The following is a 26,072-nucleotide window of genomic DNA, read 5'->3' on the forward strand; positions in this document are numbered from 1 at the left end:
GGAGTGCCGCAATGTTCAAGTGGTTACTCGAAAGCAGCCTGGCCAACCGGCTGCTGGTGCTCATCGCCGCCGGTGTGCTCATGGCCTACGGGGCCTTCACGCTGTCGCGCACGCCAGTGGACGTGTTCCCCGACCTCAACAAGCCCACCGTCACGCTGATGACCGAGGCCGGCGGCATGGCCGCCGAAGAGGTGGAGCAGCTCATTACCTTCCCGCTGGAAACCACGATGAATGGCCTGCCCGGTGTGGAGAGCGTGCGCTCCACCTCCAGCGCGGGGCTGTCCTTCATCTACGTCACCTTCGACTGGAGCACGGACATCTTCCGCGCCCGGCAGATGGTGTCCGAGCGCCTGTCGTCCATGGAGGAAGGGTTGCCCACGGGCGTCACGCCGCGCATGGGGCCCATCAGCTCCATCATGGGCGAGATCATGCAGGTGGCGATCCCCATCGACGTGCAGCGCACCACGCCCATGGCCGTGCGCGAGTACGCCGACTGGGTGCTGCGCCCGCGCCTCTTGGCGATTGCCGGCGTGGCGCAGGTGATCCCCATCGGCGGCGAGGTGCGCCAGTTTCAGGTGCAGCCCAACACGGCGCGCATGGCCGAGCTGGGCATCACGCACGACCAGCTCACGGGGGCGCTCAAGGGCTTCTCCAGCAACACCTCGGGCGGTTTCCTGGAGCTCAATGGGCGCGAGTACCTCATCCGGCACCTGGGCCGCACCTCGCGCCTGGAGGATCTGCAGAACCTGGCGCTCGCCGCGAAGAACGGCCAGCCGGTGCTGCTGCGCCAGGTGGCCGAGGTGACGTTTGCTGCGGCGCTCAAGCGCGGCGACGCGGGCTTCGAGGGCAAGCCGGCCGTGATCCTGGGCATTCAGAAGCAGCCCACGGCCGACACCATCGCGCTCACGCGCAGCATCGAGTCGGCGCTGGGTGATCTGAAGAAGTCGCTGCCCGCGGGCATGGAAGCGCCGCGCGTCACCTTCCGCCAGGCCAGCTTCATCGAGGCCTCGGTCACCACGCTGCAGGGCAAGCTCATGGGCGCCTCGGTGTTCGTGGCGGTGATCCTGTTCGTTTTCCTGGGCACGCTGCGCCCCACGGTCATTGCGCTCACAGCCATCCCGGTGTCGATCTTCATCACGGCGCTGGTGTTCAAGTACTTCGGCCTGTCGATCAACACCATGACGCTGGGGGGGCTGGCCATCGCCATCGGCGGCCTGGTGGACGATGCGGTGGTGGACGTGGAGAACGTGCTGCGCCGCCTGAAGATGGACCGCGCCAAGCACCCCCAGCACCGGCTGCACCCGCTGGAGGTGGTCAAGCTCGCGTCGATGGAGGTGCGCTCGGGCATCCTCTACGCCACGGCCATCATCGTGCTGGTGTTTTTGCCGCTGTTCGCGCTGCCAGGCATCGAGGGGCGGCTGTTCGTGCCGCTGGGCATCGCGTTCATCGTCTCCACCGTGGCGTCGCTGCTGGTGTCGGTCACGGTCACGCCGGTGCTGGCCTTCTACCTGCTGCCACGCATGAAGAACCTGGACCACGGCGACACGCGCGTGGTGGCCTGGCTCAAGGCGCGCTACCGCGGCGGGCTCACCCGGGTGCTGGCGCACCCGCGCGTCGCCATGGCGGTGGGTGCCGTGGCGGTGGTGCTGTCGGTGGCGGCGGTGCCGTTCTTTCCGACCACCTTTTTACCGCCGTTCAACGAGGGCACGCTGCTCATCGGCATGCGCCTGAACCCGGGCGTGACGCTGGCCGAATCGGCCGCGTTGGCCAGCCAGGCCGAGGTGCTGGTGCGCCAGGTGCCCGAGGTCACGCACGTGGGCCGGCGCAGCGGCCGGGCCGAGCTGGACGAACATGCCGAGGGCGTGCACGTGAGCGAGCTCGACGTGGGCCTGCTGCCCGCGGCCGAGCTCCAACGCAGCATGGCCGAGGTGCAGGCCGACATCCGCAGCCGTCTGGCGCAGATGCCGGCAGCGATTGCCATCGGCCAGCCGATCTCGCACCGCATCGACCACATGCTCTCGGGCGTGCGCTCGCAGATCGCGATCAAGCTCTTCGGCGAGGACCTCGATACCCTGCGCGGGCAGGCCGATGCGCTGCGCGCACGCCTGGCCAGCATCGACGGCCTGGCCGATCTGGAGGTGGAAAAGCAGGTGCTGGCGCCGCAGATCACCGTGCGCGTGGACCATGCCGCGGCCGCCCAGTACGGTGTGCCCGCAGCGCAGGTGCTGGCCACCTTGCAGGGCCTGGTGGAGGGCGAAAAGGTGACGCAGATCGTGGAGGGCAGCCGGCGCTTTGCGCTGGTGGTGCGCCTGCCCGAGAGCGCGCGCTCGCTGGACGGCCTGGCGCAGATCATGATCGAGACCCCACGCGGACGCGTTCCGCTGTCGCGCCTGGCGAGCATCGAGGACGGCGACGGCCCCAACCAGATCAGCCGCGACGACGGCAAGCGCCGCATCGTGCTCTCGGCCAACGCGCAGGGCAGGGCGCTGTCCGACGTGGTGGCCGACATCCGCAAGGTGGTGGGCGACACGCGCCTGCCGGATGGCTACTTCATCACCCTGGGCGGCCAGTTCCAGGCGCAGGAAGAGGCCAGCCGCCTGGTGGGCATGCTGGCCGTGGTCTCGCTGGTGCTGATGTTCGTGGTGCTGTACACGCGCTACCGCTCGGCCACGCTGTCGGCGCTGATCATGGCCAACATCCCGCTGGCGCTGGTGGGGGCGGTGCTGGGGCTGTGGATCTCGGGCCAGCCGCTGTCGGTGGCGGCGCTGATCGGCTTCATCACGCTGGCGGGCATCTCGGTGCGCAACGGCATCCTGAAGGTGAGCCACTACCTGAACCTGATGCGCGTGGAGGGCGAGAACTTCGACACCGCGATGATCGTGCGCGGCTCGCTGGAGCGCCTGTCCCCTGTGCTCATGACGGCCCTGGTCACCGCCTTTGCGCTGGCCCCGCTGCTGCTGGAGGCCGAACGCCCCGGCACCGAAATCTTGCACCCGGTGGCGGTGGTGATCTTCTCGGGCCTGATCAGCTCGACCCTGCTCGACACCTTCCTCACCCCGGCCCTGTTCTGGCTGTTTGGCCGCCGCGATGCCGAGCGCCTGCTGGACGACAAGAACGCCGAGGCTTTTTGATTTCTGTCGCTGTCTCAATGACCCTTTGACCACCCTTTGACCACCCTTTGAAAGGATTTTCATGAACACCCGATATTTCATCGCCACGCTCGCACTGGCCGTGAGCGGCGCTGCGTTTGCCGCCGGCAACCATGCCCATGGCGACGACCACAAGCCCCAGCACGGCGGCATTGTGGCCGGCACCAACGACATGGACTACGAGCTGGTCGCCAAGCCGAACGCCATCACGCTGTACCTGCGCGACCACGGCAAGGCCGCCAGTTCCGAGGGGGTGACCGCCAAGCTCACGCTGCTCAACGGCACGGAGAAATCCGAAGCCGTGCTGGCGCCAGCGGGCGAGGGCAAGCTCGAAGCCAAGGGCACCTTCAAGGTGGCAGCGGGCACCAAGGTGGTGGCGCTGGTGACCTTGCCGGGCAAGAAGCCGGCGAATGTGCGGTTTGCGGTGAAGTAAGCAGGCACCCACGCAGGCCAGCGCGAAAAGCGTCGTCAAAACCGCGTCTGGCGGCGGCGCTGGCTGCTGGCGGCCCTGGCTGGCCTACCATGCGCCCATGTCTGATTCCACCGACTTCGATTTCGCCGCGCTGGCCGAGGGCATCGCCCAGGCCAGCCGCGCCGCACTGGCCGACATCTCCGGGCGCTGCGGCCCGCACGACCCCGTGTGTGCCTTCACTCTTTACACCGACGACGGGGCCATGACCGTTTGCCCGGCCCTGTTGACCGAATCGCAAGAGCGCGCATTGACCGAGCGCCATCCGGACGATGCCAGCTACTACCGCTACAGCGCCTCGGAATGGCCGCTGGAGGGCGAGGGGGCCAACGGCGCATTCAATGACCTGTGCACGCTGGTGCGTGAGCATGTACTGGCGCTGGAGGACGGGCTGGAGGACGAAGGGGGCGAGGCCGCCTTCGTGGCCTTTCGCGCGCAATTGCTCGAAACCATGGTCCAGGTGCTGGAACGCCTGCGTCGCGAAGACCCGGCCTTCGGCCGCGAATCCCTGATGCTGCAGGTCTCGGTCTCGGATGGCGACGAACCTGCCATGGTCTTGAACGGGTGGGTGGCACGCCTGAACCCGCCCGCCCTCGCCGCCGGATTCAAGGCCTGGACCGACTCCTGGGACTGAAGGCTGCCGCTGTCCCTTTCCCTGTCAGTACACCAGCCGCTCCGGCCGGATCTCCTGCAGGATCGTCGTCGCGATCTCTTCGATCGACTTGGTCGTGGTCGACAGCCACCGGATGCCCGATCGCCGCATCATCGCCTCGGCCTCGGCCACCTCGTGGCGGCAGTTCACCAGGTCGGCGTATTTGGAGCCGGGGCGGCGTTCGTTGCGGATCTCGGACAGGCGCTCGGGCTGGATGGTCAGCCCGAAGATCTTGGCGCGGTGCGGTACCAGCGCGGGCGGCAACTGGCGGCGCTCGAAGTCTTCGGGGATCAGCGGGTAGTTGGCGGCTTTCAGGCCGCACTGCATGGCCAGGTACAGGCTGGTGGGGGTCTTGCCGCTGCGGCTCACTCCTACCAGGATCACGTCGGCGCCGGCCAGGTCGCGGTTGCTCTGGCCGTCGTCGTGGGCCAGGCTGAAGTTGATGGCCTCGATGCGGTCGGTGTATTCCTTGCTGCGGCTCACGTCACTGAAACGGCCGACGCGGTGGTGCGACTTGATGCCCAGCTCTTCTTCCAGCGGGTGCACGAAGGTGCCGAACATGTCCAGCAGCATGCCCTTGCAGCCTTCCTGGATGACGCGCAGCACCTCCATGTTCACCAGCGTGGTGAACACGATGGGCTTTTTGCCCTCCATCTCGGCGGTGTGGTTGATCTGGCGGACCGTCTGGTGGGCCTTGTCCACGCTGTCGATGAAGGGCAGGCGCACGTGGCGCGGCTTCATCTCGAACTGGGCCAGGATGGCATTGCCAAAAGTCTCGGCGGTGATGCCGGTGCCGTCAGAGACAAAAAATACGGTGCGCGTGTGCATGGAGCAGGGTGCCTTTCAGTGCGTCAGCCTGCCGCCAGTGCCGCAGGCCTACAATTGTGACAATTATCCAAATTCTCACCATGCACTTCGTCGGCCTACAACCACAACGACAAAGCCACCCGCCGTGCATGGCAGCTCGCCCATCGCTCCCACGTACAGCAAGGGGCAGGCGCGCAGACCCGGTTTCAACTTCTGGAGCTTTCCCATGTCTGCACTTTTCAGCCCGACCGCCCTGGTCGTACCGTTTGAAAACCTGAGAATGACCGATGTCGAGGCCGTAGGCGGTAAAAACGCCTCCCTCGGCGAGATGATCTCCCAACTGCCAGAGGGCGTGCGGGTGCCCACGGGCTTTGCCACCACAGCGCACGCGTTTCGCCAGTTCCTGGCGAACGACGGCCTGGCCGACAAGATCAGCGCCAAGCTCAAGAGCCTGGACACCGAAGACGTCCGCGCCCTGGCCACGGTGGGCGCCGAAATCCGCGCCATGGTCGAGGCCCAGCCCTTTCCGGCCGACCTGCAGGCCGCCATTGCTGAAGCCTTCGCCACGCTGAGCGCCGGCAACCCCGCCGCATCGTTCGCCGTGCGCTCGTCCGCCACGGCCGAAGACCTGCCCGACGCCTCGTTTGCGGGCCAGCAAGAAACCTTCCTGAACGTGGTGGGCATCGACGACGTGCTGCACAAGATGAAGGAAGTGTTCGCGTCGCTGTACAACGACCGCGCCATTTCTTACCGCGTCCACAAGGGCTTCGAGCACGACGTGGTGGCCCTGTCCGCCGGCGTGCAGCGCATGGTGCGCTCCGACCTGGGCGCCGCTGGCGTGATGTTCACCATCGACACCGAATCGGGCTTTGAAGAAGTCGTGTTCATCACCAGCAGCTACGGCCTGGGCGAGACCGTGGTGCAGGGCGCCGTGAACCCCGACGAGTTCTACGTGCACAAGCCCATGCTCAAGGCCGGCAAGAAGGCCGTGATCCGCCGCAACCTGGGCAGCAAGCTGCTGCAGATGGTGTTCTCCACCGCCGAAGAAAAAGCCGCTTCGGGCAAGCTGGTCAAGACCATCGACGTGGCCACCGAGCAGCGCAACCGTTATTCGCTGACCGACGCCGACGTGCAGCAGCTGGCGCACTACGCGCTGGTGATCGAGCAGCACTATGGCCGCCCGATGGACATCGAATGGGGCAAGGACGGCACCGACGGCCTGCTCTACATCCTGCAGGCCCGCCCCGAGACGGTGAAAAGCCAGTCCAAGGGCCAGGCCGAGATGCGCTACAAGCTCAAGGGCTCGGGCACCGTGCTGGCCGAAGGCCGCGCCATCGGCCAGAAGATCGGCACCGGCCCCGTGCGCCTGGTGCACAACATTTCCGAGATGGACAAGGTGCAGCCCGGCGACGTGCTGGTCACCGACATGACCGACCCCAACTGGGAGCCCGTGATGAAGCGCGCGAGCGCCATCGTCACCAACCGCGGCGGGCGCACCTGCCACGCGGCCATCATTGCGCGCGAGCTGGGCATTCCGGCCGTGGTGGGCTGCGGTGACGCGACCGAGCTGCTAAAAGACGGCACGCTGGTCACCGTGAGCTGCGCCGAGGGCGACACCGGCCACATCTACGACGGCCTGCTCGAGACCGAGGTCACCGAGGTGCAGCGCGGCGAGATGCCCGCCATCAAGACCAAGATCATGATGAACGTGGGCAACCCCCAGCTGGCCTTCGACTTCTGCCAGCTGCCCAACGAAGGCGTGGGCCTGGCGCGGCTCGAGTTCATCATCAACAACAACATCGGCGTGCACCCCAAGGCCATCCTGGACTACCCCCAGATCGATGCCGACCTGAAGAAAGCGGTGGAGTCGGTGGCCCGCGGCCATGCCAGCCCGCGCGCGTTCTACGTGGACAAGGTCGCCGAAGGCGTGGCCACCATCGCCGCCGCGTTCTACCCCAAGCCCGTGATCGTGCGCCTGTCGGACTTCAAGTCCAACGAGTACCGCAAGCTCATCGGCGGCAGCCGCTACGAGCCCGAGGAAGAAAACCCGATGCTGGGCTTTCGCGGTGCGGCGCGCTACATCAGCGAAGACTTCGGCGAAGCCTTTGCGATGGAGTGCGAGGCTTTGAAGCGCGTGCGCAACGACATGGGCCTGACCAACGTACAGGTGATGGTGCCCTTTGTCCGCACGCTGGGCCAGGCCGAGCGCGTGACCAAGCTGCTGGCCACCCACGGCCTCCAGCGGGGCAAGGACGACCTCAAGGTCATCATGATGTGCGAGGTGCCGAGCAACGCCATCCTGGCCGAGCGCTTCCTGGAGTTCTTCGACGGTTTTTCCATCGGCTCCAACGACCTGACCCAGCTCACCCTGGGCCTGGACCGCGATTCGGGCCTGGAGCTGCTGGCGCAGGACTTTGACGAGCGCGACCCCGCCGTACTGGCGCTGGTGGAGAAGGCCATCAAGGCCTGTCTGGCCGAGGGCAAGTACATCGGCATCTGCGGCCAGGGCCCCAGCGACCACCCTGACTTTGCGCAGTGGCTGGCCAAGGAAGGCATTTCGTCGATCTCGCTCAATCCTGACAGCGTGATCGCCACCTGGCAGCAACTGGCGAGCTGAAGGCCCAGGCCCTCAGGCACGGCGGTATGCGCGGACTGTTTGCATTCCCTGCCGCAGTGTCGGCGCCGTGGTGCCTGTGATGCCGCTCCCGCAGCAGCACCTGCACCAGCCCGGTCGCCCTGCGGAGGCCGAGATGGCGGGCCCGTTCCCGCCCGACCTGCACGACGTGCGCCACCTCAAGCTCAAGGCAGGCCTGCTGCTGCTGTGGGCGCTGGTGTCGTTCGTGGCCACGTACTTCGCACGCGACCTGCAGTCCCTGGTGGTGGGCGGCTGGCCACTGGGCTACTGGATCGCAGCGCAGGGCGCGGTGGTGGTGTTCATCGGGATCGTGGTGGCGTACTGCTGGGCCATGAACCGCTTCGAGCGGCAGGACGCTGACCTTCAGGCCTCGGCACCCGCGCAAGCCCACGCGCAGGGGCCGGCTGCCGACGGCGCGCGCACCCATGGCTGACCCAGGCGCTGGCCCCCACAGCACCGACGCACACGGGCGGGCGACCTCGGGGCCGGCCTACCTGTGGCGTCTGCACCGCATCCTGGCGCTGTATGTGATCGGGGTGCTGGCCTTTTTGGCGCTGATGACCTGGGCCGAACACCAGGGCCTGTCGCGCCACTGGATCGGGCCGATCTTTCTGTTCATCACCGTCATGGCCTACGCCGGCATCGGCGTGTACGGCCGCACCAGCGACCCCGAGGAATACTACGTGGCCGGGCGGCGCATTCCGCCCATGTACAACGGCATGGCCGCAGCGGCAGACTGGATGAGTGCGGCGTCGTTTATCAGCCTGTCCGGGGCCTTGTACCTGCAGGGCTTCTCGGGCACGCCGGGGCAGGCGGGGGGCCTGGCCTACCTGCTGGGGTGGACCGGGGGCTTTTGCCTGGTGGCGATGCTGATCGCCCCGCACCTCAGGGCCATGGGCCTGTACACCGTGCCCGACTTCTTTCACGTGCGGTTCGGCGGCCGCTGGCCGCGCGTGATCGCGGCGCTGGCGGCGGTGCTGTGCTCGTTCACCTATGTCGTTGCGCAGATCTACGGCGTGGGGCTGATTGCCTCGCGCCTGACCGGGGTGCAGTTCGAGATCGGCATCATGCTGGGCCTGGGCGGTGTGCTGCTGTGCTCTTTCCTGGGCGGCATGCGCGCCATCACCTGGACGCAGGTGGCGCAGTACGTGGTGCTGCTGCTGGCCTTTTTGATACCCGTGTCCTGGCTGGCCTACAAGCAGCTGGGCAGCCCGCTCGCGCCGCTGGTCTACGGCACGCAGATCAGCAAGATCGCGGACCTGGAAGCGCAGCTCCTTGACTCCCCCGCCGAGCACCAGGTGGTGCAGACCTACCTGCAGCGCGCCAAGGACTACGAGGCGCGCCTGCAGGACGTCGAGGGCGCGCTGGAGCGTGAGCGCGAAAAGGGCCGCGAGCGCATCCGCACGCTGCGCACCCAGAACGCCGATGTGGGGCTCATCGTCACCGCCAGCCGCGAACTGGCCGCGCTGCCGCGCGACGCCGCTGCTGCCCGCGAGCGCTGGACCCGCGAGATGCGCGAGAACTACGAGCGCGCCCGCCCCCTGGGCGGGCTGCCGCTGCACAGCCAGGCCTACGTGGGCGACCCGGACGGCACCCCGGATGAGCAGCGCGACTATGAACTCACGCGGCGCAACTTCCTCGCGCTGATGTTCTGCCTGATGGTGGGCACCGCGGGGCTGCCGCACCTGCTCACGCGCTACTACACATCGCCCACCGTGGGCGGGGCGCGGGCGTCGGTGGCGTGGTCGCTGTTCTTCATTGCGCTCTTGTACCTGAGCGCCCCGGCGCTGGCGGTGCTGGTGAAGTTCGAGGTCATGCAGAACCTGGTGGGGAGCAGCTTCGAGGCGCTGCCCAACTGGATGGCCCAGTGGGCGCGCGTGGACAGCTCGCTGCTGTCGATCGAGGACGTCAACGGCGACGGCATCGTGCAGTTCGGCGAGATTCGCCTGGGGGCCGACTTGATCATGCTGGCCACGCCCGAGCTGGGCGGGCTGCCGTATGTGGTGTCGGGCCTGGTCGCCGCGGGCGGACTGGCGGCGGCGCTGTCTACCGCAGACGGCCTGCTGCTCACCATCAGCAACGCGCTGGTGCGCGACCTGTATTTTCACGATGCGCCGCGGCGGGCCTCGCCCGAGCAGCGGGTGATTTTGACCAAGTTCACGCTGCTGGCGGTGGCCTTGTCCGCCGCCTTCGTGGCCGCTCTCAAGCCGTCGGAAATTTTGCCCATGGTGTCCGCATCGTTTTCGCTCGCGGCATCGGCTTTCGTGCCGGTGATGGTGCTGGGCATCTTCTGGCGCGGCACCACACGCCAGGGGGCTGTGGCCGGCATGGTGGCAGGGTTGGGTGTGGCGGTGTACTACATGCTGTCGCACGTGCCCGCCCTGCGTGCGACGCTGCCGCCCTGGCTGCTGGCGGATGGCCTGTGGTTCGGCATCCAGCCGATATCCGCTGGCGTGTTCGGCGTGCCCGCGGGCGCTGCCGTGGCGACCGTGGTGAGCTGGATCACCCGGCCCGCGCCCGAGCTGCCGCGCATCCGCTCCGAGATGTAGCGCTGCCCTGTGGCTTCCCAGGAGCACGGAATGCCGTGGTTTATGTGAAAACCCCGATATTCAACTGTGTCAAAACGTGAGAGTCTGGGAAAGCATGTGCGGCCGATGGGCGGCCGCGTGCGCAACCTCAAGGAGATTCATGGTTCTCGTCAAGACGCAGGCAGGGCAGGAAGCACTCAAGGACCGGCGTGGCAGCCTCAGTTCTCGCCAGCGTTCGGCCTTCATACTTTTTGACGGCAAGCGCACGACGGGTGAAATCCTTGCAGCCACCGCAGCCATGGGTATCACCCAGGACGACGTGCAGGCCATGCTCGCGCAGGGCCTGCTGGAGCCGCTGTCAGGCAAGTCCGCATCAGGTCCCGTAGCGGTGGCTGGCACGCCGGATGTGGCGGCAGCGTCACTGGCAGACGCGATGGACCTGGGCACGGTGGCTACCGCCGGAGAGGGCTCGGGCCGCACGCCCAAGGAGCGCTACCAGGCGGCCTACCCGATTGCCACAGAGCTTACTGCGGGCCTGGGCCTGCGCGGCTTTCGGCTGAACCTGGCCGTCGAAGGTGCAGGCAGCTTCGACGACCTGGCAGCGCTGGCGCCGAAGATCCGCGAAGCGGTGGGCGATGCGAAATTCGAGCGGTTGGACCAGGCACTGTTTGACTAGTGATGCCCCCTGAGCCGCTCTGCGGCTTCCGCCGGAGGGGGAGGCACCCGGTGGCCTGGCGGAGTCAGATCCACGGGTGCACTGGCGTTGGGGGCGCGCCAGTTTTGGACAGCGGGATCGATAAAAGCAAAAAGCGGCCCGGAGGCCGCTTTTTGCTTTTGCGCCAAGGCGCCGTAGGAGGGCTGGATCAGCGGCCGACCTTGAGCAGTTCGACGTCGAACTTCAGCGTGGCGTTCGGGGGGATCACGCCGCCGGCGCCGCGGGCGCCGTAGCCCAGGGCTGCGGGGATGATCAGGGTGCGCTGGCCGCCGATCTTCATGCCCTGCACGCCTTCGTCCCAGCCCTTGATGACCATGCCGGCGCCCAGCGAGAACTCGAAGGGGTCGTTGCGGTCGCGGCTGGAGTCGAACTTGGCGCCTTGCTCGCCGTTGTTGTACAGCCAGCCGGTGTAGTGCACCGACACGTTCTGGCCCTTGGCGGCTTCAGCGCCTTCGCCCACGGTGGTGTCTTCGTACTGCAGGCCGGATGCGGTGGTGGTCAATGCCATGGTGATTCCTTGAGTGCTATTAAAAATATAGCTCCTAGCGCTTTGTGGATGGGCGCTAGAAGCTGTTCAGACTGTCATTTTAACGGCTGCCCCGGGTGAGCCTGCCAAGAGGCCCTGCAGACCCTGCAGAGCGGCAGGGCTGGTGCGGGGCAGGGGGAATTGGCAGCCCCGGGGCTCAGGGCGTTTGCTTCTTGGCGCGGCCGGCGACCCAGCGGGTGGCGAAGGCCTGCACGTCCGACAGGCGCTTGAGCAGGTCGGCGCCCGAGGGGGTGACGGTGTAGCCGTCGCTGCCGTGGTCCACGAAGCCGGCCTCGCGCAGTTCCTTGATGCGGGTGTTGAGCGTGTTGGGGGTGATGCCCCCCACGCTGTCCTGCAGCAGGCGGAAGGTCTGGGGGTGGCCGTCCTTCAGGGCCCACAGCACGCGCAGTGCGTAACGGCATTCGAGCCGCTCGAACAACTGGTTGATGGCGGCATTTTCTTTGGAGCTCATGGACGCTTCTCCTCGCGCAAGTGTTGGTTCGAAAGTTCGTTCTGGGCGGATGCGAGACCGGCCCGACGATGTGCGTTGACTATAGCTCGGAACCTAATTTGCTACAAGTTTGGTAGCTCAGAACGCACAGCACATATGCGCTAAACACCAAAAATACGGCGTTACATATCAAACTGTTGCGGAGCGGCCACGCCGCCGGAGTCCGGACCGCCGGCTCCCAGCCGGGCCAGATGGTCTACCAGCAGACGCGCCGCCGGGGTGAGCATCTGGGCGCTGCGAAAGCAGATGGCGAAGCGTCTGCGCGCCCACGGGTCGGACAGCGGAATCACCCGCACCGGGGCGATGTCGGCAAAGGGCTGGGCCACTTCTTGCGGCACCACGCTGATGGCCAGGTTGGCGCGCACCACCCGCAGCGCAGCGTCGAAGTTGGACACCAGCACGCGGTGGGCGAGCATCTTTCCCTCCACCGCCGCCGCGCGGGCCAGCAGCACCTGCACGGCGCTCAGGGCGGGCATGCTGACGAATTCATGGTCCAGCACGTCGGCAAAACGCACGCTCTGGTGCTGCGCCACCGGGTGCGAGGCGTGGGCCACCACCGCCAGGTGGTCGTGGCGGTAGCCGCAGACTTCGAGGCCCGACAGGTCGGCCGCGTCCCAGCAGATGCCGATGGAGGCGCTGCCGTCGCGGATGCCCTGCACCACGTCCGGGCTGACGCGCTCTTCGAGGCTCACCTGGATGTCGCGGTGCGCCGGGTCTTGCAAAAACGCCGCCACGTCGTCGGCCAGCGACTCGGCCATGACCGAGGCCGTGACCAGCATGCGCACATGGCCGCGCGTGCCGGTGGCGTAGGCGGCCATGTCCCGCTCGATCTGGCCCACGCTGGCCAGCATGGTGCGCGCGTGCTCCAGCAGCGTCTCGCCCGCCGGGGTGGGGATGACGCCGCGCCGCTTGCGCACCAAGAGCGGCGTGCCCACCGTGTCCTCCAACTGCGCCAGCCGCTTGCTGATGGCCGAGCCCACGATGGCCTCCTGCTCGGCCGCGCGCGCAATGCTGCGGTGCTCGCATACGGCGGCGAAGAGGCGCAGGGTCTGAAGGTCGAGGTCGCGCATGGATGCTGAGATATTCCGTTTGGGAATCATAGAGCTTCCACAATGTATTTTCTGATTCAAATGGGAATTCCTAGAATTCGCCATAGGTCGCAGACACAAGAAATGGAGACGTCCCGTGAGCAGCCCCCCATCGACAGGCGCCTCTTTCGAACTGCCGCGGGCACCGCGCCCCGCAGCCGCCGCCCTGGTGCGCGAAGTCGGCCTGCGCGATGGCCTGCAGAGCATTGCCACCATCGTCTCCACGGCCCGCAAGATCGAGTGGGTGGACGCGGCCTACGCGGCGGGCCAGCGCGAGATCGAGGTCGGCTCCTTCGTGCCCGCCCGTCTGCTGCCGCAACTGGCCGACACCGCCGAGGTGCTGGCCCACGCCAAGACGCTGCCGGGGCTCGTCGCCTCGGTGCTGGTGCCCAACTACAAGGGGGCGGAACGCGCGCTTGAATGTGGCGCCGACCTCATGGTCGTGCCCCTGTCGGCCAGCCACGCCCACAGCCTGGCCAACCTGCGCAAGACGCCGGACGAGGTGGTGGCGGAGGTGGCGCGCATCCGCGCGCTGCGCGATGCCAGCGGCAGCCGCACGCTCATCGAAGGGGGCGTGGGCACGGCGTTTGGCTGCACGCTGCAGGGCGAGGTGGCCGAGAGCGAGGTGCTGCGCCTGATGCAGGCCCTGCTCGACGCGGGTGCTGACCGCGTGAGCCTGGCCGACACCGTGGGCTACGCCGACCCGGCCTCGGTCGCCCGGCTGTTCGGCAAGGCCCGGGCGCTGGTGGGCGACCGGCTGGCCTGCGCGCATTTTCACGACACGCGCGGCATGGGGATGGCCAACGTCTATGCCGCGTGGCAGACAGGCATTACCCGCTTCGACGCCTGCCTGGCCGGCATCGGCGGCTGCCCGCACGCGCCCGGCGCCAGCGGCAACGTCACCACCGAAGACCTAGTGTTCATGCTGGAGCGCATGGGTGTGGCAACCGGTATCGACGTGGCCGCGCTGCTGGCACTGCGCGAGCGCGTGGCGGGCTGGCTGGCTGGCGAGACGCTGCACGGCACGCTCTGGCAGGCCGGGGTACCGCGCACCGGCGCGGGAGCCACCTCCCTGGCCGCCACCCACTGACCTGATCCACCGCCGCGCGTCCTTCCATCCCGTATCGTCACCCCATGACTTCCCACACCGATTCTTCCTTTGCCCCGCCCACGCCGCCCGACACTCCGGCCCCCCGCGCCTTGCCCCTGCAGGGCATGCGCGTGGTCGAGTTCACCCACATGGTCATGGGCCCCACCTGCGGCATGGTGCTGGCCGACCTGGGGGCCGAGGTCATCAAGGTCGAGCCCGTGGACGGCGACCGCACCCGCCACCTGCTGGGCGCGGGCGCGGGCTTCTTCCCCATGTTCAACCGCAACAAGAAGAGCATCGCCATCGACCTGCGCAGCCCCGAGGGCCTGGCGGCCGCGCGCAAGCTGGCGGCATCGGCCGACGTGGTGGCGCAGAACTTCAAGCCCGGCGTGATGACCAAATACGGCCTGGACTACGCGGCGCTGAGCCAGCTCAACCCGCGCCTCATCTACGTCAACCACACGGGCTTTCTGCCCGGCCCGTACGAGCACCGCACGGCGCTCGACGAGGTGGTGCAGATGATGGGCGGCCTGGCCTACATGACCGGCCGGCCCGGCGACCCGCTGCGCGCGGGCACCAGCGTGAACGACATCATGGGCGGCATGTTCGGCGCCATCGGCGCCATGGCCGCGCTGATGCAGCGCGGCATCACCGGGCGCGGGCAGGAGGTGGACTCGGCCCTGTTCGAGAACAACGTCTTCCTGGTGGGCCAGCACATGATGCAGTACGCCGTCACCGGCCAGCCAGCGGCGCCCATGCCCGACCGCATCTCGTCCTGGGCCGTGTACGACGTGTTCAGCGTGAAGGACGGCGGGCAGATCTTCCTGGCCGCGGTGAGCGACGCGCAGTGGCAGACTTTTTGCGACGCTATGGGCTACGCCGACCTGAGGGCCGACCCGCAGCTGGCCACCAACAACGACCGCGTGCGCGCGCGGCCCACGCTGATGCCGGTGCTGCGCGAGCGCCTGGCGCAGCACCCGGCCGACGCACTGGCCGCGATCTTCGAGCGCAACGGTCTGCCATTCGCACCCATCCGCCGGCCCGAAGAACTGTTCGACGACCCGCACCTCAAAGCCACAGGGGGGCTCGCCGACATCACGCTGCCCGATGGCGAGTGTGCGGGCCACACCGCGCAGGTCACGCTGATGCCGCTGCGCATGGACGGCCAGCGCCTGGATGTGCGCTGCGACCCACCCCGCCTGGGCCAGCACACGGCCGAGCTGCTGCACAGCCTGGGCTACACGCCCGAGGCCGTGGCGGCGCTGCACGCCGCGGGCGCGATTGCCTGATTTATTTCTCGACGGCCCGGGGCACCCACGCGGCGCAGACCGCAGCCCCGGGATTGCATGACAACGACTGGAGACAAACCCATGACCACCCTTGCCCCCGCCATTTCCTCGTCCCGCAGCCTGTTCACACGCCGCCAGGCCCTGGCCGCCAGCGCCGCTGCGTTGGGTGCCGCCGCCTGGTGCCTGCCGCGCACCGCCCGCGCCCAGGGCGACGGCAAGCCGCTGCGCGTGATCCTGCCGCTGTCGGCGGGCTCGGGGGCGGACGGCGCCATCCGCGCCATCAGCAACAGCCTGTCCAAGGCGCTGGGCCAGCCGGTGGTCATCGAGAACCTGCCGGGCGCGGGCGGCATCACCGGCACGGCGCAGATCGTGCGCGCACCCAAGGACGGCTCGGTCATCGGTGTGGTGTCGAACAACCACGTGGTCAACCCCAGCGTCTACAAGAACATTCCGTTCGACTCGCTCGCCGACATCACGCCCATCACCATCCTTGGCGCCACGCCCTTCGTGCTGGTGGCGCACCCCGGGGTGCCCGCCAGGACGGTGCAAGAGCTGATCGCCTATGCGAAATCCAAGCCCGGCGTACTGAACTACGGCTCGTCGGGCAACGGCACCATCCTGCACCTGGGGGCTGCGATGTTCGTGGACCAGGCCAGGCTGGACATCAAACACATCCCATACCGCGGCATGGGCCCGCTGATGAACGACATCCTGGGCGGCCAGGTGCAATTGGGCGTGGTGGCGGTGGCGCCTGCGGCCGCGCACATCAAGTCGGGTGCCCTGCGCGCGCTGGGTGTGACCACGGGCAGCCGCGTGGCGTCGCTGCCCGGTGTGCCCACGATTGCCGAGCAGGGGCTCCCCGGCTTCGAACTGGACGGCTGGATCGCCCCGGTGGGACCGGCCGGGCTGTCCAAGGCCGAACTGGCGCGGCTGTACAACGGCTTCAAGGCCGCCATGGAGATGCCCGAGGCACACGATGCGCTGATCGCACAGGGCTATGAGATCAAGCTCACGCCGCCCGAGCAGGCCGCGGCGTTCTTCAAGAGCGAGGCTGCGCGCATGGCGCAGGTGGTGAAGAACGCGAATGTGAAGGTGGATTAAATTGAAACACCCCCTGAGTCGCTTCGCGCCTTCACCCCTCTCTCGCTGCGCGGGAGGGGGACGCACCCGGTGGCCTGGCAGAGCCAGTTCCACGGGTGCGCTGGCCTGGGCCGTGCCAGTTTCATGCGTCGCGGGTGGCGTGAAGCGGCTGTACCCCTCACCATCCCTTGCCCCGAACCGTTCACCCTGAGCTTGTCGAAGGGCTGCGCTGAGGTCGTGCCCCGGCTTCGACAGGCTCAGCCCGAACGGGCGGATTTGGATGTGGATGTGGATCCCAGTCCGTCACCAGCCCCTGAACCGTTCACCCTGAGCTTGTCGAAGGGCTGCACTGAGGTCTTGCCCCGGCTTCGACAGGCTCAGCCCGAACGGGTGGATGTGGATGTGAATCCCAGCCCGTCCCCAGCCCCTGAACCGTTCACCCTGAGCTTGTCGAAGGGCTGCACTGAGGTCTTGCCCCGGCTTCGACACGCTCAGCCCGAACGGGTGGATGTGGATGTGGATCCCAACCCGTCCCTAGCCCCTGAACCGTTCACCCTGAGCTTGTCGAAGGGCTGCACTGAGGTCGTGCCCCGGCTTCGACAGGCTCAGCCCGAACGGGTGGGGGCGGGCGGGCAGGACACTTGGCCTATCTCAGGCTCTAACCACACCCTCGCCAAGACCGTATCAAAGGTCCGGCGTGCGAGATATCAAGCCTTTGGACCTGGCAGCGCCGCGTGGTGCTGCCGCACCCGGAACACCGCCACGGCCTCCACCATCTGGCGGGCCTGGCCGCTCAGGCTGCCCGCGGCGGCGGCGCTTTCTTCCACCAGCGCGGCGTTCTGCTGCGTGACGTCGTCCATGCGCACGATGGCCTGGGTCACGCGCTGCATGTCCGAGGTCTGCGCGGCGCTGGCCTGGCTGATCTCTTCCATGAGGCTGCTCACCTCGCGGATGGAGGACACCACTTCGGCCATGGTGGTGCCCGCGTCGCGCGCCAGGTCGGAACCGGCCTGCACGCGCTCCACGCTGGTCTGGATCAGCGCCTTGATCTCGCGCGCAGCGCTGGCGCTGCGCGTGGCGAGGTTGCGCACCTCGCTGGCCACCACGGCAAAGCCGCGGCCTTGTTCGCCCGCGCGTGCGGCCTCCACTGCGGCATTGAGCGCGAGGATGTTGGTCTGAAACGCAATGCCGTCGATCACGCCGATGATGTCCGAGATGCGGCGCGAGCTGTCCTGGATGCCCTGGACCACTTCCACCATCTGCGTGACCACGTCGCCGCCGCGCTGCGCGACGGTGGCGCCGTTGCGGGCAAGTTCGTTGGCGCGCTGTGCGTTCGACGCGTTCTGCTGCACCGTGGCCTGCAGCTGCTGCATGGACGACGAGGTCTCGTCCAGCGAGGCGGCCTGCTCTTCGGTGCGCATGCTCAGGTCGGCATTGCCCTGGGCGATCTCGGCGCTGGCGCTGGCCACGCCTTCGGCATTCCTGCGCACGCCGGCCACCACGTTCTCCAGGTTGTCCTGCATGGCGCGCAGGGCTTCGAGCAGCTTCGCGGGTTCGTCCCGGCCTTCGACACGGATGCTGGTGGTCAGGTCGCCCGCCGCCACCTTGTGGGCCAGCGACACGGCCACGCCCAGCGGGCGCACCACCGAGCGGGTGAGCAGCCAGCCGGCGCAGGCGCCCAGCGCCGTCACCAGCGCCAGTGCCACCAGGCTGCTGACCAGGGCCCGCCGCGCGTCCTGCGCCGCCTGCTGGGCAATGGCCGCACTGCTGGCCGCCACCTGCTGGCTCAGTTCGGTCAGCAGCTTGGCCGGGCCCTGGTCGATGTCGGCCACGTCGGCGTCACCCGCGGACGGCACGAAGCCCAGCGACTGGAACACTTCGAAGCCCTTGCGGTAGCCCTGCGCCATCTGCGTGTGGGCCTGGGTGAATTTTTGCAGCGCAGCCTTTTCCTGCGCGTCGGTCAGCTGCGGCTCCAAAGACTTGGCGGCTTCGGCCACGCGTTTTTCGCTGGCCTGGAACGCGGCCCAGTGCAGCTCGCGCTTGCGCGAGTCCTCGCCGCGCAGCAGGGTGTTCTTCCACTCCAGCACCTGCGTCTTGAAGTCGCTTTCCATGCGGCTCACGGCGCGCTCCTGCGCCACGCGTTCCTGCACCGTGGTGTCGTAGGTGCCCAGCGTGCGGTACAGCGCCGCAATGCCGAACAGGGCGGCGCCGATCATCAGCGCCAGCACCAGGCCGAGCGCCGTCGCCATGCGGGCGCCGATGGAGTGGTTGGACATCTTCATGGGTCAGTTCCAGAGATCAGCAGGGGTCTTGCCTTGGGCCGCAAGGCTCAGGCCTTGAGCTTGAGCAGGTAGACCATCACGCGCGCGGTGGTCAGGTCCAGCTCCATGAACTCCGCCAGGTCCTTGCCCGCCAGCCAGGACGGGTCCCAGCGGTTGGTCTTGAGCGTGCGCAGCCACGACTCGTGGCCGGTGGCGGCCTCGACGGCGGTCAGCATGTCCGCCGTGCGAGCGGCCGACACGCCCTTGCCGGTGAACACGCCACGCCAGTTGGCCATGGTGGCGTCCAGGCCCTGTTCGCGAAAAGCGGGCAGGCCGAACACGCTGCGCCGCGACGACACGCCGATGGCGCGCAGCTTGCCGGAGGCGATCGCATCGCTGAACTCGCTGTAGCCCGACAGGCCCAGTGCGGCGTTGCCCGACAGCACGGCGTCGACCACTTCCGAACCGCCGGCAAAGGGCTTGTAGACCAGGTTCTCGGGGTTTGCCTTGGAGGCGCGGGCCAGCACGCCGGCAAAGATGTGGTCCACCCCACCGGCCGAGCCACCCGCCACGGGCACCGCGCGCAGGTCGGCGCGCAGGGCGTCGGTCAAATCCTTGGTGTTCTGAATGGGGGACTTGGCGGCCACGGCGGCGACCAGGTAGTCGCTGGTCAGGCGCGCCAGCGGCTGGATCTGGGTCAGGTCCACGGCCGGTTTTTGCAGGGCCACGGCGCCCACCATCACCATGCCGCCCATCAGCAGGGTGTTGGCGTCGTTGCCGTATTTCTCGGCGTACTTGGCCAGACCGATGGTGCCGCCCTTGCCGCCGATGTTCTCGTACTCGACCTGGTCGGCTGCGCCCACGCCCACCAGGGCCGCGCCCAGCGCGCGGCCGGTCTGGTCCCAGCCGCCGCCGGGGTTGGCCGGGATCACGATGCGCAGCGTGGGGGCCAGCTTGGGCGCCTTGGCGTGCGCGTTGCGTGCGGCCGCACCTGTGGCCTGCGCCCAGGCAGCGGGCGCCATCGTGGCGCCCAGGGCGCCCACGGCGCCGGCAGCAGCGGCGCGGGCAAGGATGTCGCGGCGGTTGAAGGATGTGGTCATGCGGTGTCTCGCAAAAAGGTGGCAGGTCGTTGAACGGGCACGCGCAGGATGCACAGGGGGCAGGTGTCTGAACCGGAATCCGGTTCGGAACACAAGGCCTGCTCCTGGAGATTGCCGAACTGCATGACAGTCTCCCTCAGCGGTGTGTAATAGTCGCGTTACAACCTGTCATTTTGCTGTCTAGAGCGTCCGGGTTAACGCGGGTCTGTGGTGGAAACAGCAGAAAAAATGGCAAAAGCCCTGCACCGCAACGCGGCCAGGGCTTTTTGAGGGGTTCGCGGCATTGAATGCCGCGTCTTGTGCGCCGTGTTACAGCGAGTCGATGAAGCTGCGCAGCTTGTCCGAGCGGCTGGGGTGCTTGAGCTTGCGCAGCGCCTTGGCTTCTATCTGGCGGATGCGTTCGCGGGTCACGTCGAACTGCTTGCCCACTTCTTCCAGCGTGTGGTCGCTGGTCATCTCGATGCCGAAGCGCATGCGCAGCACCTTGGCTTCGCGGGGCGTGAGGCCGTCCAGGATGTCCTTGACCACGTCGCGCAGGCCGGCCTGCATGGCGGCTTCGATCGGGGCGGTGTTGGCACCGTCCTCGATGAAATCGCCCAGGTGGCTGTCGTCGTCGTCGCCGATCGGCGTTTCCATGGAGATCGGCTCCTTGGCGATCTTCATGATCTTGCGGATCTTGTCTTCCGGGATCTCCATCTTGGCCGCCAGGATGGACGCATCGGGCTCGAAGCCGAACTCTTGCAAGTGCTGGCGGCTGATGCGGTTCATCTTGTTGATCGTCTCGATCATGTGCACCGGGATGCGGATGGTGCGCGCCTGGTCGGCGATCGAGCGGGTGATGGCCTGGCGGATCCACCACGTGGCGTAGGTCGAGAACTTGTAGCCGCGGCGGTATTCGAACTTGTCCACCGCCTTCATCAGGCCGATGTTGCCTTCCTGGATCAGGTCCAGGAACTGCAGGCCGCGGTTCGTGTACTTCTTGGCGATCGAGATCACGAGGCGCAGGTTGGCCTCGATCATTTCCTTCTTGGCATCGCGCGAGGTGGCTTCACCTTCGTTCATGCGCTTGTTGATGCCCTTGAGCTCGGTCAGCGGCACCACCACGCGCGACTGCAGGTCCATCAGCTTTTGCTGCAGGTCCTGGATGGGCGGGATGTTGCGCGCGATGATGGACGACCAGGGCTTGCCGGCGTTGGCCTGCTTCTCGACCCACTGCAGGTTCAAGAGGTTGGGCGGGAAGTCCTTGATGAAGGTTTCCTGCGGCATGCCGCACTTGTCCACGATTATGCGGCGCAGCTCGCGTTCCTTCTTGCGCACGTCGTCCACCTGGCCGCGCACCATGTCGCACAGCTTCTCGATGGTCTTGGCGGTGAAGCGGATGGTCATCAGCTCGGCCGACAAAGCGGCTTGCGCCTTGACGTACGCAGGCGTGCCGTAGCCTTCCTTGTCGTACACCTTGTGCACTTTTTCGAACAGCTCGCGCAGCTTGTCAAAGCGCTCCAGCGCCTGCTTCTTGAGTTCTTCGAGCTTCTTGGTCAGCGCCTTGGAGCCGCCCTTGCCGTCGTCGTCGTCGGCTTCGTCGAATTCGTCGAAGTCTTCTTCGGCCACATAGTCGTCGGCCTCGTTGGGGTTGGAGAAGCCGTCCACGATGGTCGAGATGACGACCTTGCCTTCGCGGATCTCTTCACCCATGTTGAGGATCTCGGCGATGGTGGCGGGCGACGCGCTGATCGCCTCCATCATGGCCATCAGGCCGCCTTCGATGCGCTTGGCGATTTCGATTTCGCCTTCGCGGGTCAAGAGCTCGACCGTGCCCATTTCGCGCATGTACATGCGCACCGGGTCGGTGGTGCGGCCGAATTCCGAGTCCACGGTGGACAGTGCGGCTTCGGCGGCTTCTTCGGCTTCTTCCTCGGTGGCGCCAGCGGGGGCGTTGTCCGTGATGATCAGCGCTTCGGCGTCGGGCGTCTGCTCGTACACCGCCACGCCCAGGTCGTTCAGCGTGGTGATGACGGCTTCGAGGGTTTCGGCATCGACCAGCTTGTCGGGCAAGTGGTCGTTGATTTCAACGTGCGTGAGGTAGCCGCGGGTCTTGCCCAGCTTGATCAGTGCCTTCAGGCGCGCACGGCGCTTGGCCATGTCTTCTTCGGACAGGACGGTCTCGTCCAGGCCGAATTCCTTCATCAAGGCGCGTTCCTTCGCCTTGCTGATCTTCATGCGCAGCGGCTTGACCTTCTCGACCGTGGCTGTGGCCTCCGGCGTGTCCTCGACTTCGCCTTCCAGGTCCGCTTCGATGTCGGACAGGTCGGTGTCGTCACCGCTTTCCTCGGCGCCTGCGGCGGCCTTGGGCTTGCGGCCACGCTTGGCGGGCGCCTTGGCTTCGGCGTCGCCAGCGGCCTTGGCGGGACGGCCAGGGCGCTTCTTGGGGGTATCGTCTTCGTCGGATGCAGCAACTGCCTTGGCACGGGCAGGCTTCTTCTTCAGCAATTCATCGGCAGCTTTGGTCAGCTCGGCAGAACTTTTCACGGGCACTGGTTGGACTTTCTTGGCCGCTGTGGCGGGTGCGGGGGCGGACTTTTTGGCCGCGGCCTTCGCGGGCGCCTTGGCAGCAGGGGTGGAGACGGCCTTCGCGGCGGTAGCTGGAGCAGACTTGGGCGGCTTCGCGGACTTTTGAGCGGGCATGGGCACCTCAGAATCAAAAACGGACACAAAGAAAACGCAAACGCCACAGATCCCGGCGCGGGTGGCAAAGCGAGCCCCGAAAGGCATGCGCTTTTTGAGGGGAAACCCTCAGGGGCAAGATGTCTGGGCGATCATTTGGTGTGCAGTCCTTGCGATGATTGGGCTGTTGTGCGCGTTTGTCACGGTGGCCCGGTTCGGAGGTGCTGCTGTCGCTCTTGCCGCTAACTAACCCTACATTATACCTCTTGGCAGTATTTCAAGCGGTCTTGGCGCCCACGCCCAACAAAACCCTGCGTTTCTGTTCCAGCTCGCGGTAGCGCTCCAGGGCGGTCGCGTCGGTGGCGGCCTGCAGCATCAGCAGTTTTTGCTGCTCTTCGATGTCCTCGACCTGCATGCGGTTCAGTAAATCGCGCAGTTCCGTGCGCAGCTCCTGCAAATCGCCTTCGGTCTGGGCGTGCGAGCCGGTCATCACCTTCACGGCCAGCGCCTCGCACTCGTGATCGCGCAGGCTTTCGCGCAGCACCGCCCAGGCCAGGGGCCCGTGTTCATGGAACTGTGCCTCCAGCCAGCCAAAGAGCGGGCCGTGGGGCGGCTGCAACGCGCACAGAGTGGTGTGGTCGTCGTGCGTCAGCTCTTCCAGAAACGCCATGTGCGACAGCAGCAGGCGCGCGGCGTGGTCCGTGCGGCTGGCGGTGGGTGTGCGCGGCAGGCGGGGCTGGGGCGGCCAGGGGGCGTCCTTGTCGCGTTTTTTCCAGTTGCTTTTCCAGTCGCCGCCCTTGCGGAACGGGGGCTTGTTGCCGTAGCTGCCGCCTTGGCCGCCCTGTCCCGTGCCACCGCCGCCCCCGCCGCCATAACCGCCTTGGTAGCCACCGTCATATCCCCCGGCTGGTTCGCCCTGGGGCGGCCACGCCCCCCCGTCGGGCGGGGTGTCCCAGGAAGGCGGTTCGTGGTCGTAGGCCGCAGGGGCCTGCCGGGGCTGTGGATTGCCTGTGCCCCCATGGCCGGAGTGGGAGGACCGCGGTGTCTCGCGCGCCGTGGCCTGGCCCCACAGGTCCGCCAGGTCCTGTGCCTTGAGCTGGGTCAGGTCCGCCAGCTCGCCCAGCACCTGGCGCTTGAGCACGCCGTCGGGCAGCGCCGTCCACAGCGGGCGCGCGTTGCTGGCCATGTGGGCGCGGCCCTCGGCGGTGGCCAGGTCGCAGCCGTCGCTGGCCGATTCGACCAGAAAGCGGCTGAGCGGCACCGCCTCACTCACGTGCTTGGCAAAGGCGTCGGTGCCGTTTTCGCGGATGAAGCTGTCCGGGTCGTGCTCGGCCGGCAGAAACAGGAACTTGATGCTGCGCGTGTCCGTGGCGTGGGGCAGGGCGCCATCGAGCGCCTTGCGCGCTGCGCGCCGGCCGGCGGCGTCGCCGTCGAAGCTGAACACCACCGATTCGGTAAAACGCAGCAGCTTGTGCACATGCTCGGGCGTGCAGGCCGTGCCCAGCGTGGCCACCGCGTTCGGAAACCCCAGCTGTGCCAGCGCCACCACGTCCATGTAGCCTTCGGTGACGAGGGCGTAGCCGTGCTCGCGGATGGGGGTGCGGGCCTCGAACAGGCCGTACAGCTCGCGCCCCTTGTGGAACACCGGGGTCTCTGGCGAGTTCAGGTACTTGGGCTTGTCATCGCCCAGCACGCGCCCGCCAAAGCCGATGCATTCGCCCTTGACGTTGCGGATGGGGAACATCACCCGGTCGCGGAAGCGGTCGTAGCGCTTGTCCTGCCCGTCCTCGCCCACGATGACCAGACCGCTTTCTTCCAGCAGCGGGTCGTCGTAGTGCGGGAACACGCTCGCCAGGCTGCGCCAGCCCTCCGGCGCGTAGCCCAGGCCGTAGCGCTTGGCGATGGCACCCGAGACGCCACGCCCCTTGAAGTACGCGATGGCCCGCTGCGATTCGCGCAGCTGGCGGCGGTACGCGTCGCCCGCTTTCTCCAGCACATCGGTCAGCGTGGCCTGCTTCTGGCGGGCGGCGGCGGCGCGCTCTTTCTCTTGCGGGGAGATGTCGTCGTCGGGCACCTGCAGGCCCACCTGCTGGGCCAGGTCCTGCACCGCCTCGACGAAGCCCATGCCCGCGTGGTCCATCAGAAAGCTGATGGCGTTGCCGTTCTTGCCGCAGCCAAAGCAGTGATAGAACTGCTTGGCGGGGCTCACGCTGAAGGAGGGGGATTTTTCGCCGTGGAAGGGGCACAGCCCCATGAAATTGGCCCCGCCTTTCTTGAGCTGCACGTAGCGGCCCACGATGTCGACCACATCGACGCGGGCAAGCAGTTCCTGGATGAAAGACTGGGGGATCGTCACCAGCCTATTGTCCGCGTAAACTGTTTGTTACCAAGTATTGCAAAAAAGGCTTTCGGGCATGGTGGCAATGGCACGGTGGCGGGCGACGCACGCGTCCAGCACCTCTGCGCTGCGGCGCAGGGACCTGGCTGCGCTGCTGCCTTGGGCTGCTGCAGTATTCGTCCCCGTGCCCGCGCGGGCCGCCACGGTGCTGCGCGTGCTGTCCTGGCCGGGCTATGCCGACCCCGACATCGTGGCGACGTTTGAAAAGCGCCACGGGGTCAAGGTGGAGATCACCACCGTGGCGTCCGACGACGTGATGCGCGCCAAACTGGCCAGCACCGCAGCGCCGGGCTTTGACCTGGTGGCCGCCAACACGGCGGAAATCGCCCGGCTGGTGGCCAGGCGCCTGCTGGCACCGTTGCCGCTCAACAACATCCCCAACACGCAGCGCCAGTTGCCGCGCTTTCGCAACCTGCAGGCCATCGCTGGCCTGGCCCAGGGCATGGATGTCTATGGCATGCCCTACACCTATTCGGAGATGGGCCTCATCTACGACCGCCAGCAGTTCACGACTCCGCCGCAGTCCATCGGCGTGCTGTGGGAGCCGCGCTGGCGCGGCCGGGTGCTGGCGTTCGACGGCAGCAGCCACGGGTTTTCGCTGGCGGCCATGTACCGGGGGCTGCCGCCGTTTCACATCGCCGCCAGCCAGTTCGGCCCGCTGGCCCGGGACCTGGTGGCGCTGCGGCGCAACGTGCGCTCGTTCTACAGCCTGCCCGAAGAATCGCTGGAGCTGTTTCGCAAGCACCGCATCGCGGTCATGCATGCCAACTACGGCCAGCAGCAGCTCAAGCAATTGCGCGACGCGGGGCTGGACGTGGGCTACGTGGTGCCGCGCGAGGGGGCGCTGGCCTGGCTCGACTGCTGGGCCATCACCCGCCGCTCCACGCAGGCGGGCTTGGCGGCGCAGTGGATCGACTACATGCTCAAGCCGGCCGTAAGCCGCGAGCTCACGCGGCGCCAGGGCCTGGCCAACACGCTGGAGGAGCCGCCCGCGCTGTCGGGCGATGCGCCCGCCGGCACCATCGTGTGGCTGCAGCCGGTGGAGGACGAAGCCCGCCGCGCGCAGCTGTGGCGGCGCATCCTGTCGGGCGACCGGCCCGCGAGGTTCTGACG

General features: G+C 67.3%; 19 protein-coding genes. 11 read left to right on the forward strand and 8 right to left on the reverse strand.

Going from position 1 to position 26,072, the window contains the following annotated elements; translation table 11 throughout:
* The first annotated feature begins 11 nt into the window (after window positions 1-11).
* From ASF16_RS24890 to ASF16_RS24900, 3 genes are all read left to right on the forward strand, one after another.
* A complete protein-coding gene (locus tag ASF16_RS24890) occupies window positions 12-3,131 on the forward strand; it encodes an efflux RND transporter permease subunit (protein WP_056173825.1) in 3,120 nt (1,039 codons plus the stop codon).
* Between the two features lie 61 nt (window positions 3,132-3,192).
* Window positions 3,193-3,582, forward strand: a complete 390-nt coding sequence (locus ASF16_RS24895) for a hypothetical protein (protein WP_056173830.1) — start codon at window positions 3,193-3,195, stop codon at window positions 3,580-3,582.
* Window positions 3,583-3,679: 97 nt separating this feature from the next.
* Window positions 3,680-4,252: a DUF4303 domain-containing protein gene (locus tag ASF16_RS24900; RefSeq protein ID WP_056173833.1), complete on the forward strand. Its 573-nt coding sequence runs from the start codon at window positions 3,680-3,682 to the stop codon at window positions 4,250-4,252.
* A 24-nt stretch (window positions 4,253-4,276) separates the two neighbouring features.
* Here the strand turns inward: ASF16_RS24900 and ASF16_RS24905 are convergent, their stop codons facing one another.
* Window positions 4,277-5,098: a pyruvate, water dikinase regulatory protein gene (locus ASF16_RS24905; protein WP_056173837.1), complete on the reverse strand. Its 822-nt coding sequence runs from the start codon at window positions 5,096-5,098 to the stop codon at window positions 4,277-4,279.
* A gap of 205 nt (window positions 5,099-5,303) precedes the next feature.
* Between ASF16_RS24905 and ppsA the strand changes: the two genes are divergently transcribed.
* The 4 genes from ppsA to ASF16_RS24925 all read left to right on the forward strand — a co-directional run bounded on the left by ppsA (window position 5,304) and on the right by ASF16_RS24925 (window position 10,916).
* Window positions 5,304-7,694, forward strand: coding sequence for a phosphoenolpyruvate synthase (gene ppsA / locus ASF16_RS24910; protein ID WP_056174003.1), 2,391 nt, complete (start codon window positions 5,304-5,306; stop codon window positions 7,692-7,694).
* Between the two features lie 79 nt (window positions 7,695-7,773).
* The gene (locus ASF16_RS24915; RefSeq protein ID WP_056173840.1) at window positions 7,774-8,145 is read left to right on the forward strand and encodes a DUF4212 domain-containing protein; all 372 of its coding nucleotides are present in this window, start codon (window positions 7,774-7,776) and stop codon (window positions 8,143-8,145) included.
* Window positions 8,138-10,261, forward strand: coding sequence for a VC_2705 family sodium/solute symporter (locus tag ASF16_RS24920; protein WP_056173843.1), 2,124 nt, complete (start codon window positions 8,138-8,140; stop codon window positions 10,259-10,261). Before ASF16_RS24915 ends, ASF16_RS24920 begins: the two co-directional genes overlap by 8 nt.
* A 139-nt stretch (window positions 10,262-10,400) precedes the next feature.
* Complete coding sequence (locus ASF16_RS24925; protein WP_056173846.1) at window positions 10,401-10,916, forward strand: hypothetical protein; 516 nt, start codon at window positions 10,401-10,403, stop codon at window positions 10,914-10,916.
* A 187-nt stretch (window positions 10,917-11,103) separates the two neighbouring features.
* Here the strand turns inward: ASF16_RS24925 and ASF16_RS24930 are convergent, their stop codons facing one another.
* The 3 genes from ASF16_RS24930 to ASF16_RS24940 form a co-directional block, all read right to left on the reverse strand.
* On the reverse strand, window positions 11,104-11,463 hold the full coding sequence (locus ASF16_RS24930; RefSeq protein ID WP_056173849.1) for an FKBP-type peptidyl-prolyl cis-trans isomerase: 360 nt from the start codon (window positions 11,461-11,463) through the stop codon (window positions 11,104-11,106).
* Window positions 11,464-11,638: 175 nt separating this feature from the next.
* Window positions 11,639-11,953 carry a helix-turn-helix domain-containing protein gene (locus ASF16_RS24935; protein ID WP_056173851.1) on the reverse strand — a complete coding sequence of 105 codons (315 nt, stop codon included), beginning with the start codon at window positions 11,951-11,953 and terminating at the stop codon, window positions 11,639-11,641.
* A 161-nt stretch (window positions 11,954-12,114) separates the two neighbouring features.
* A complete protein-coding gene (locus tag ASF16_RS24940; protein WP_056173853.1) occupies window positions 12,115-13,062 on the reverse strand; it encodes a LysR family transcriptional regulator in 948 nt (315 codons plus the stop codon).
* A gap of 151 nt (window positions 13,063-13,213) precedes the next feature.
* Here ASF16_RS24940 and ASF16_RS24945 point away from each other — a divergent pair, with 151 nt between their 5' ends.
* The 3 genes from ASF16_RS24945 (at window position 13,214) to ASF16_RS24955 (ending at window position 16,560) form a co-directional block, all read left to right on the forward strand.
* On the forward strand, window positions 13,214-14,170 hold the full coding sequence (locus ASF16_RS24945; RefSeq protein ID WP_056174006.1) for a hydroxymethylglutaryl-CoA lyase: 957 nt from the start codon (window positions 13,214-13,216) through the stop codon (window positions 14,168-14,170).
* Between the two features lie 44 nt (window positions 14,171-14,214).
* Window positions 14,215-15,459 (forward strand): CaiB/BaiF CoA transferase family protein, encoded by a 1,245-nt coding sequence (locus ASF16_RS24950; RefSeq protein WP_369817194.1) that lies wholly within the window; start codon window positions 14,215-14,217, stop codon window positions 15,457-15,459.
* Between the two features lie 81 nt (window positions 15,460-15,540).
* Window positions 15,541-16,560, forward strand: coding sequence for a tripartite tricarboxylate transporter substrate binding protein (locus tag ASF16_RS24955; RefSeq protein ID WP_056173856.1), 1,020 nt, complete (start codon window positions 15,541-15,543; stop codon window positions 16,558-16,560).
* A 686-nt stretch (window positions 16,561-17,246) separates the two neighbouring features.
* Here the strand turns inward: ASF16_RS24955 and ASF16_RS24960 are convergent.
* The 4 genes from ASF16_RS24960 to dnaG all read right to left on the reverse strand — a co-directional run bounded on the left by ASF16_RS24960 (window position 17,247) and on the right by dnaG (window position 24,917).
* Window positions 17,247-18,821: a methyl-accepting chemotaxis protein gene (locus tag ASF16_RS24960; protein WP_056173859.1), complete on the reverse strand. Its 1,575-nt coding sequence runs from the start codon at window positions 18,819-18,821 to the stop codon at window positions 17,247-17,249.
* Window positions 18,822-18,868: 47 nt separating this feature from the next.
* On the reverse strand, window positions 18,869-19,900 hold the full coding sequence (locus ASF16_RS24965; RefSeq protein WP_056173863.1) for a tripartite tricarboxylate transporter substrate binding protein: 1,032 nt from the start codon (window positions 19,898-19,900) through the stop codon (window positions 18,869-18,871).
* Window positions 19,901-20,209: 309 nt separating this feature from the next.
* Window positions 20,210-22,582 (reverse strand): RNA polymerase sigma factor RpoD, encoded by a 2,373-nt coding sequence (gene rpoD, locus ASF16_RS24970; protein ID WP_056173865.1) that lies wholly within the window; start codon window positions 22,580-22,582, stop codon window positions 20,210-20,212.
* 256 nt (window positions 22,583-22,838) lie between these two features.
* Entirely contained in the window at window positions 22,839-24,917 is a 2,079-nt protein-coding gene (gene dnaG, locus ASF16_RS24975; RefSeq protein ID WP_056173868.1) for a DNA primase, read from the reverse strand.
* Between the two features lie 58 nt (window positions 24,918-24,975).
* On the opposite strand from dnaG, the gene ASF16_RS24980 reads away from it, so the two are divergent.
* Window positions 24,976-26,070 (forward strand): PotD/PotF family extracellular solute-binding protein, encoded by a 1,095-nt coding sequence (locus ASF16_RS24980; RefSeq protein WP_082517140.1) that lies wholly within the window; start codon window positions 24,976-24,978, stop codon window positions 26,068-26,070.
* Window positions 26,071-26,072: the final 2 nt, after the last annotated feature.

This window comes from Acidovorax sp. Leaf78, from assembly GCF_001422735.1.
In the GTDB taxonomy this organism is placed as follows: Bacteria; Pseudomonadota; Gammaproteobacteria; order Burkholderiales; family Burkholderiaceae_C; genus Acidovorax.

Excerpts from the sequence above, each read along its gene's own strand:
- ASF16_RS24890 (WP_056173825.1), top strand. The coding sequence starts at position 12 with ATGTTCAAGTGGTTACTCGAAAGCAGCCTGGCCAACCGGCTGCTGGTG.
- ASF16_RS24895 (WP_056173830.1), top strand. The coding sequence starts at position 3,193 with ATGAACACCCGATATTTCATCGCCACGCTCGCACTGGCCGTGAGCGGC.
- ASF16_RS24900 (WP_056173833.1), top strand. The coding sequence starts at position 3,680 with ATGTCTGATTCCACCGACTTCGATTTCGCCGCGCTGGCCGAGGGCATC.
- ASF16_RS24905 (WP_056173837.1), bottom strand. The coding sequence starts at position 5,098 with ATGCACACGCGCACCGTATTTTTTGTCTCTGACGGCACCGGCATCACC.
- ppsA (WP_056174003.1), top strand. The coding sequence starts at position 5,304 with ATGTCTGCACTTTTCAGCCCGACCGCCCTGGTCGTACCGTTTGAAAAC.
- ASF16_RS24915 (WP_056173840.1), top strand. The coding sequence starts at position 7,774 with ATGCCGCTCCCGCAGCAGCACCTGCACCAGCCCGGTCGCCCTGCGGAG.
- ASF16_RS24920 (WP_056173843.1), top strand. The coding sequence starts at position 8,138 with ATGGCTGACCCAGGCGCTGGCCCCCACAGCACCGACGCACACGGGCGG.
- ASF16_RS24925 (WP_056173846.1), top strand. The coding sequence starts at position 10,401 with ATGGTTCTCGTCAAGACGCAGGCAGGGCAGGAAGCACTCAAGGACCGG.
- ASF16_RS24930 (WP_056173849.1), bottom strand. The coding sequence starts at position 11,463 with ATGGCATTGACCACCACCGCATCCGGCCTGCAGTACGAAGACACCACC.
- ASF16_RS24935 (WP_056173851.1), bottom strand. The coding sequence starts at position 11,953 with ATGAGCTCCAAAGAAAATGCCGCCATCAACCAGTTGTTCGAGCGGCTC.
- ASF16_RS24940 (WP_056173853.1), bottom strand. The coding sequence starts at position 13,062 with ATGCGCGACCTCGACCTTCAGACCCTGCGCCTCTTCGCCGCCGTATGC.
- ASF16_RS24950 (WP_369817194.1), top strand. The coding sequence starts at position 14,215 with ATGACTTCCCACACCGATTCTTCCTTTGCCCCGCCCACGCCGCCCGAC.
- ASF16_RS24955 (WP_056173856.1), top strand. The coding sequence starts at position 15,541 with ATGACCACCCTTGCCCCCGCCATTTCCTCGTCCCGCAGCCTGTTCACA.
- ASF16_RS24960 (WP_056173859.1), bottom strand. The coding sequence starts at position 18,821 with ATGAAGATGTCCAACCACTCCATCGGCGCCCGCATGGCGACGGCGCTC.
- ASF16_RS24965 (WP_056173863.1), bottom strand. The coding sequence starts at position 19,900 with ATGACCACATCCTTCAACCGCCGCGACATCCTTGCCCGCGCCGCTGCT.
- rpoD (WP_056173865.1), bottom strand. The coding sequence starts at position 22,582 with ATGCCCGCTCAAAAGTCCGCGAAGCCGCCCAAGTCTGCTCCAGCTACC.
- ASF16_RS24980 (WP_082517140.1), top strand. The coding sequence starts at position 24,976 with ATGGTGGCAATGGCACGGTGGCGGGCGACGCACGCGTCCAGCACCTCT.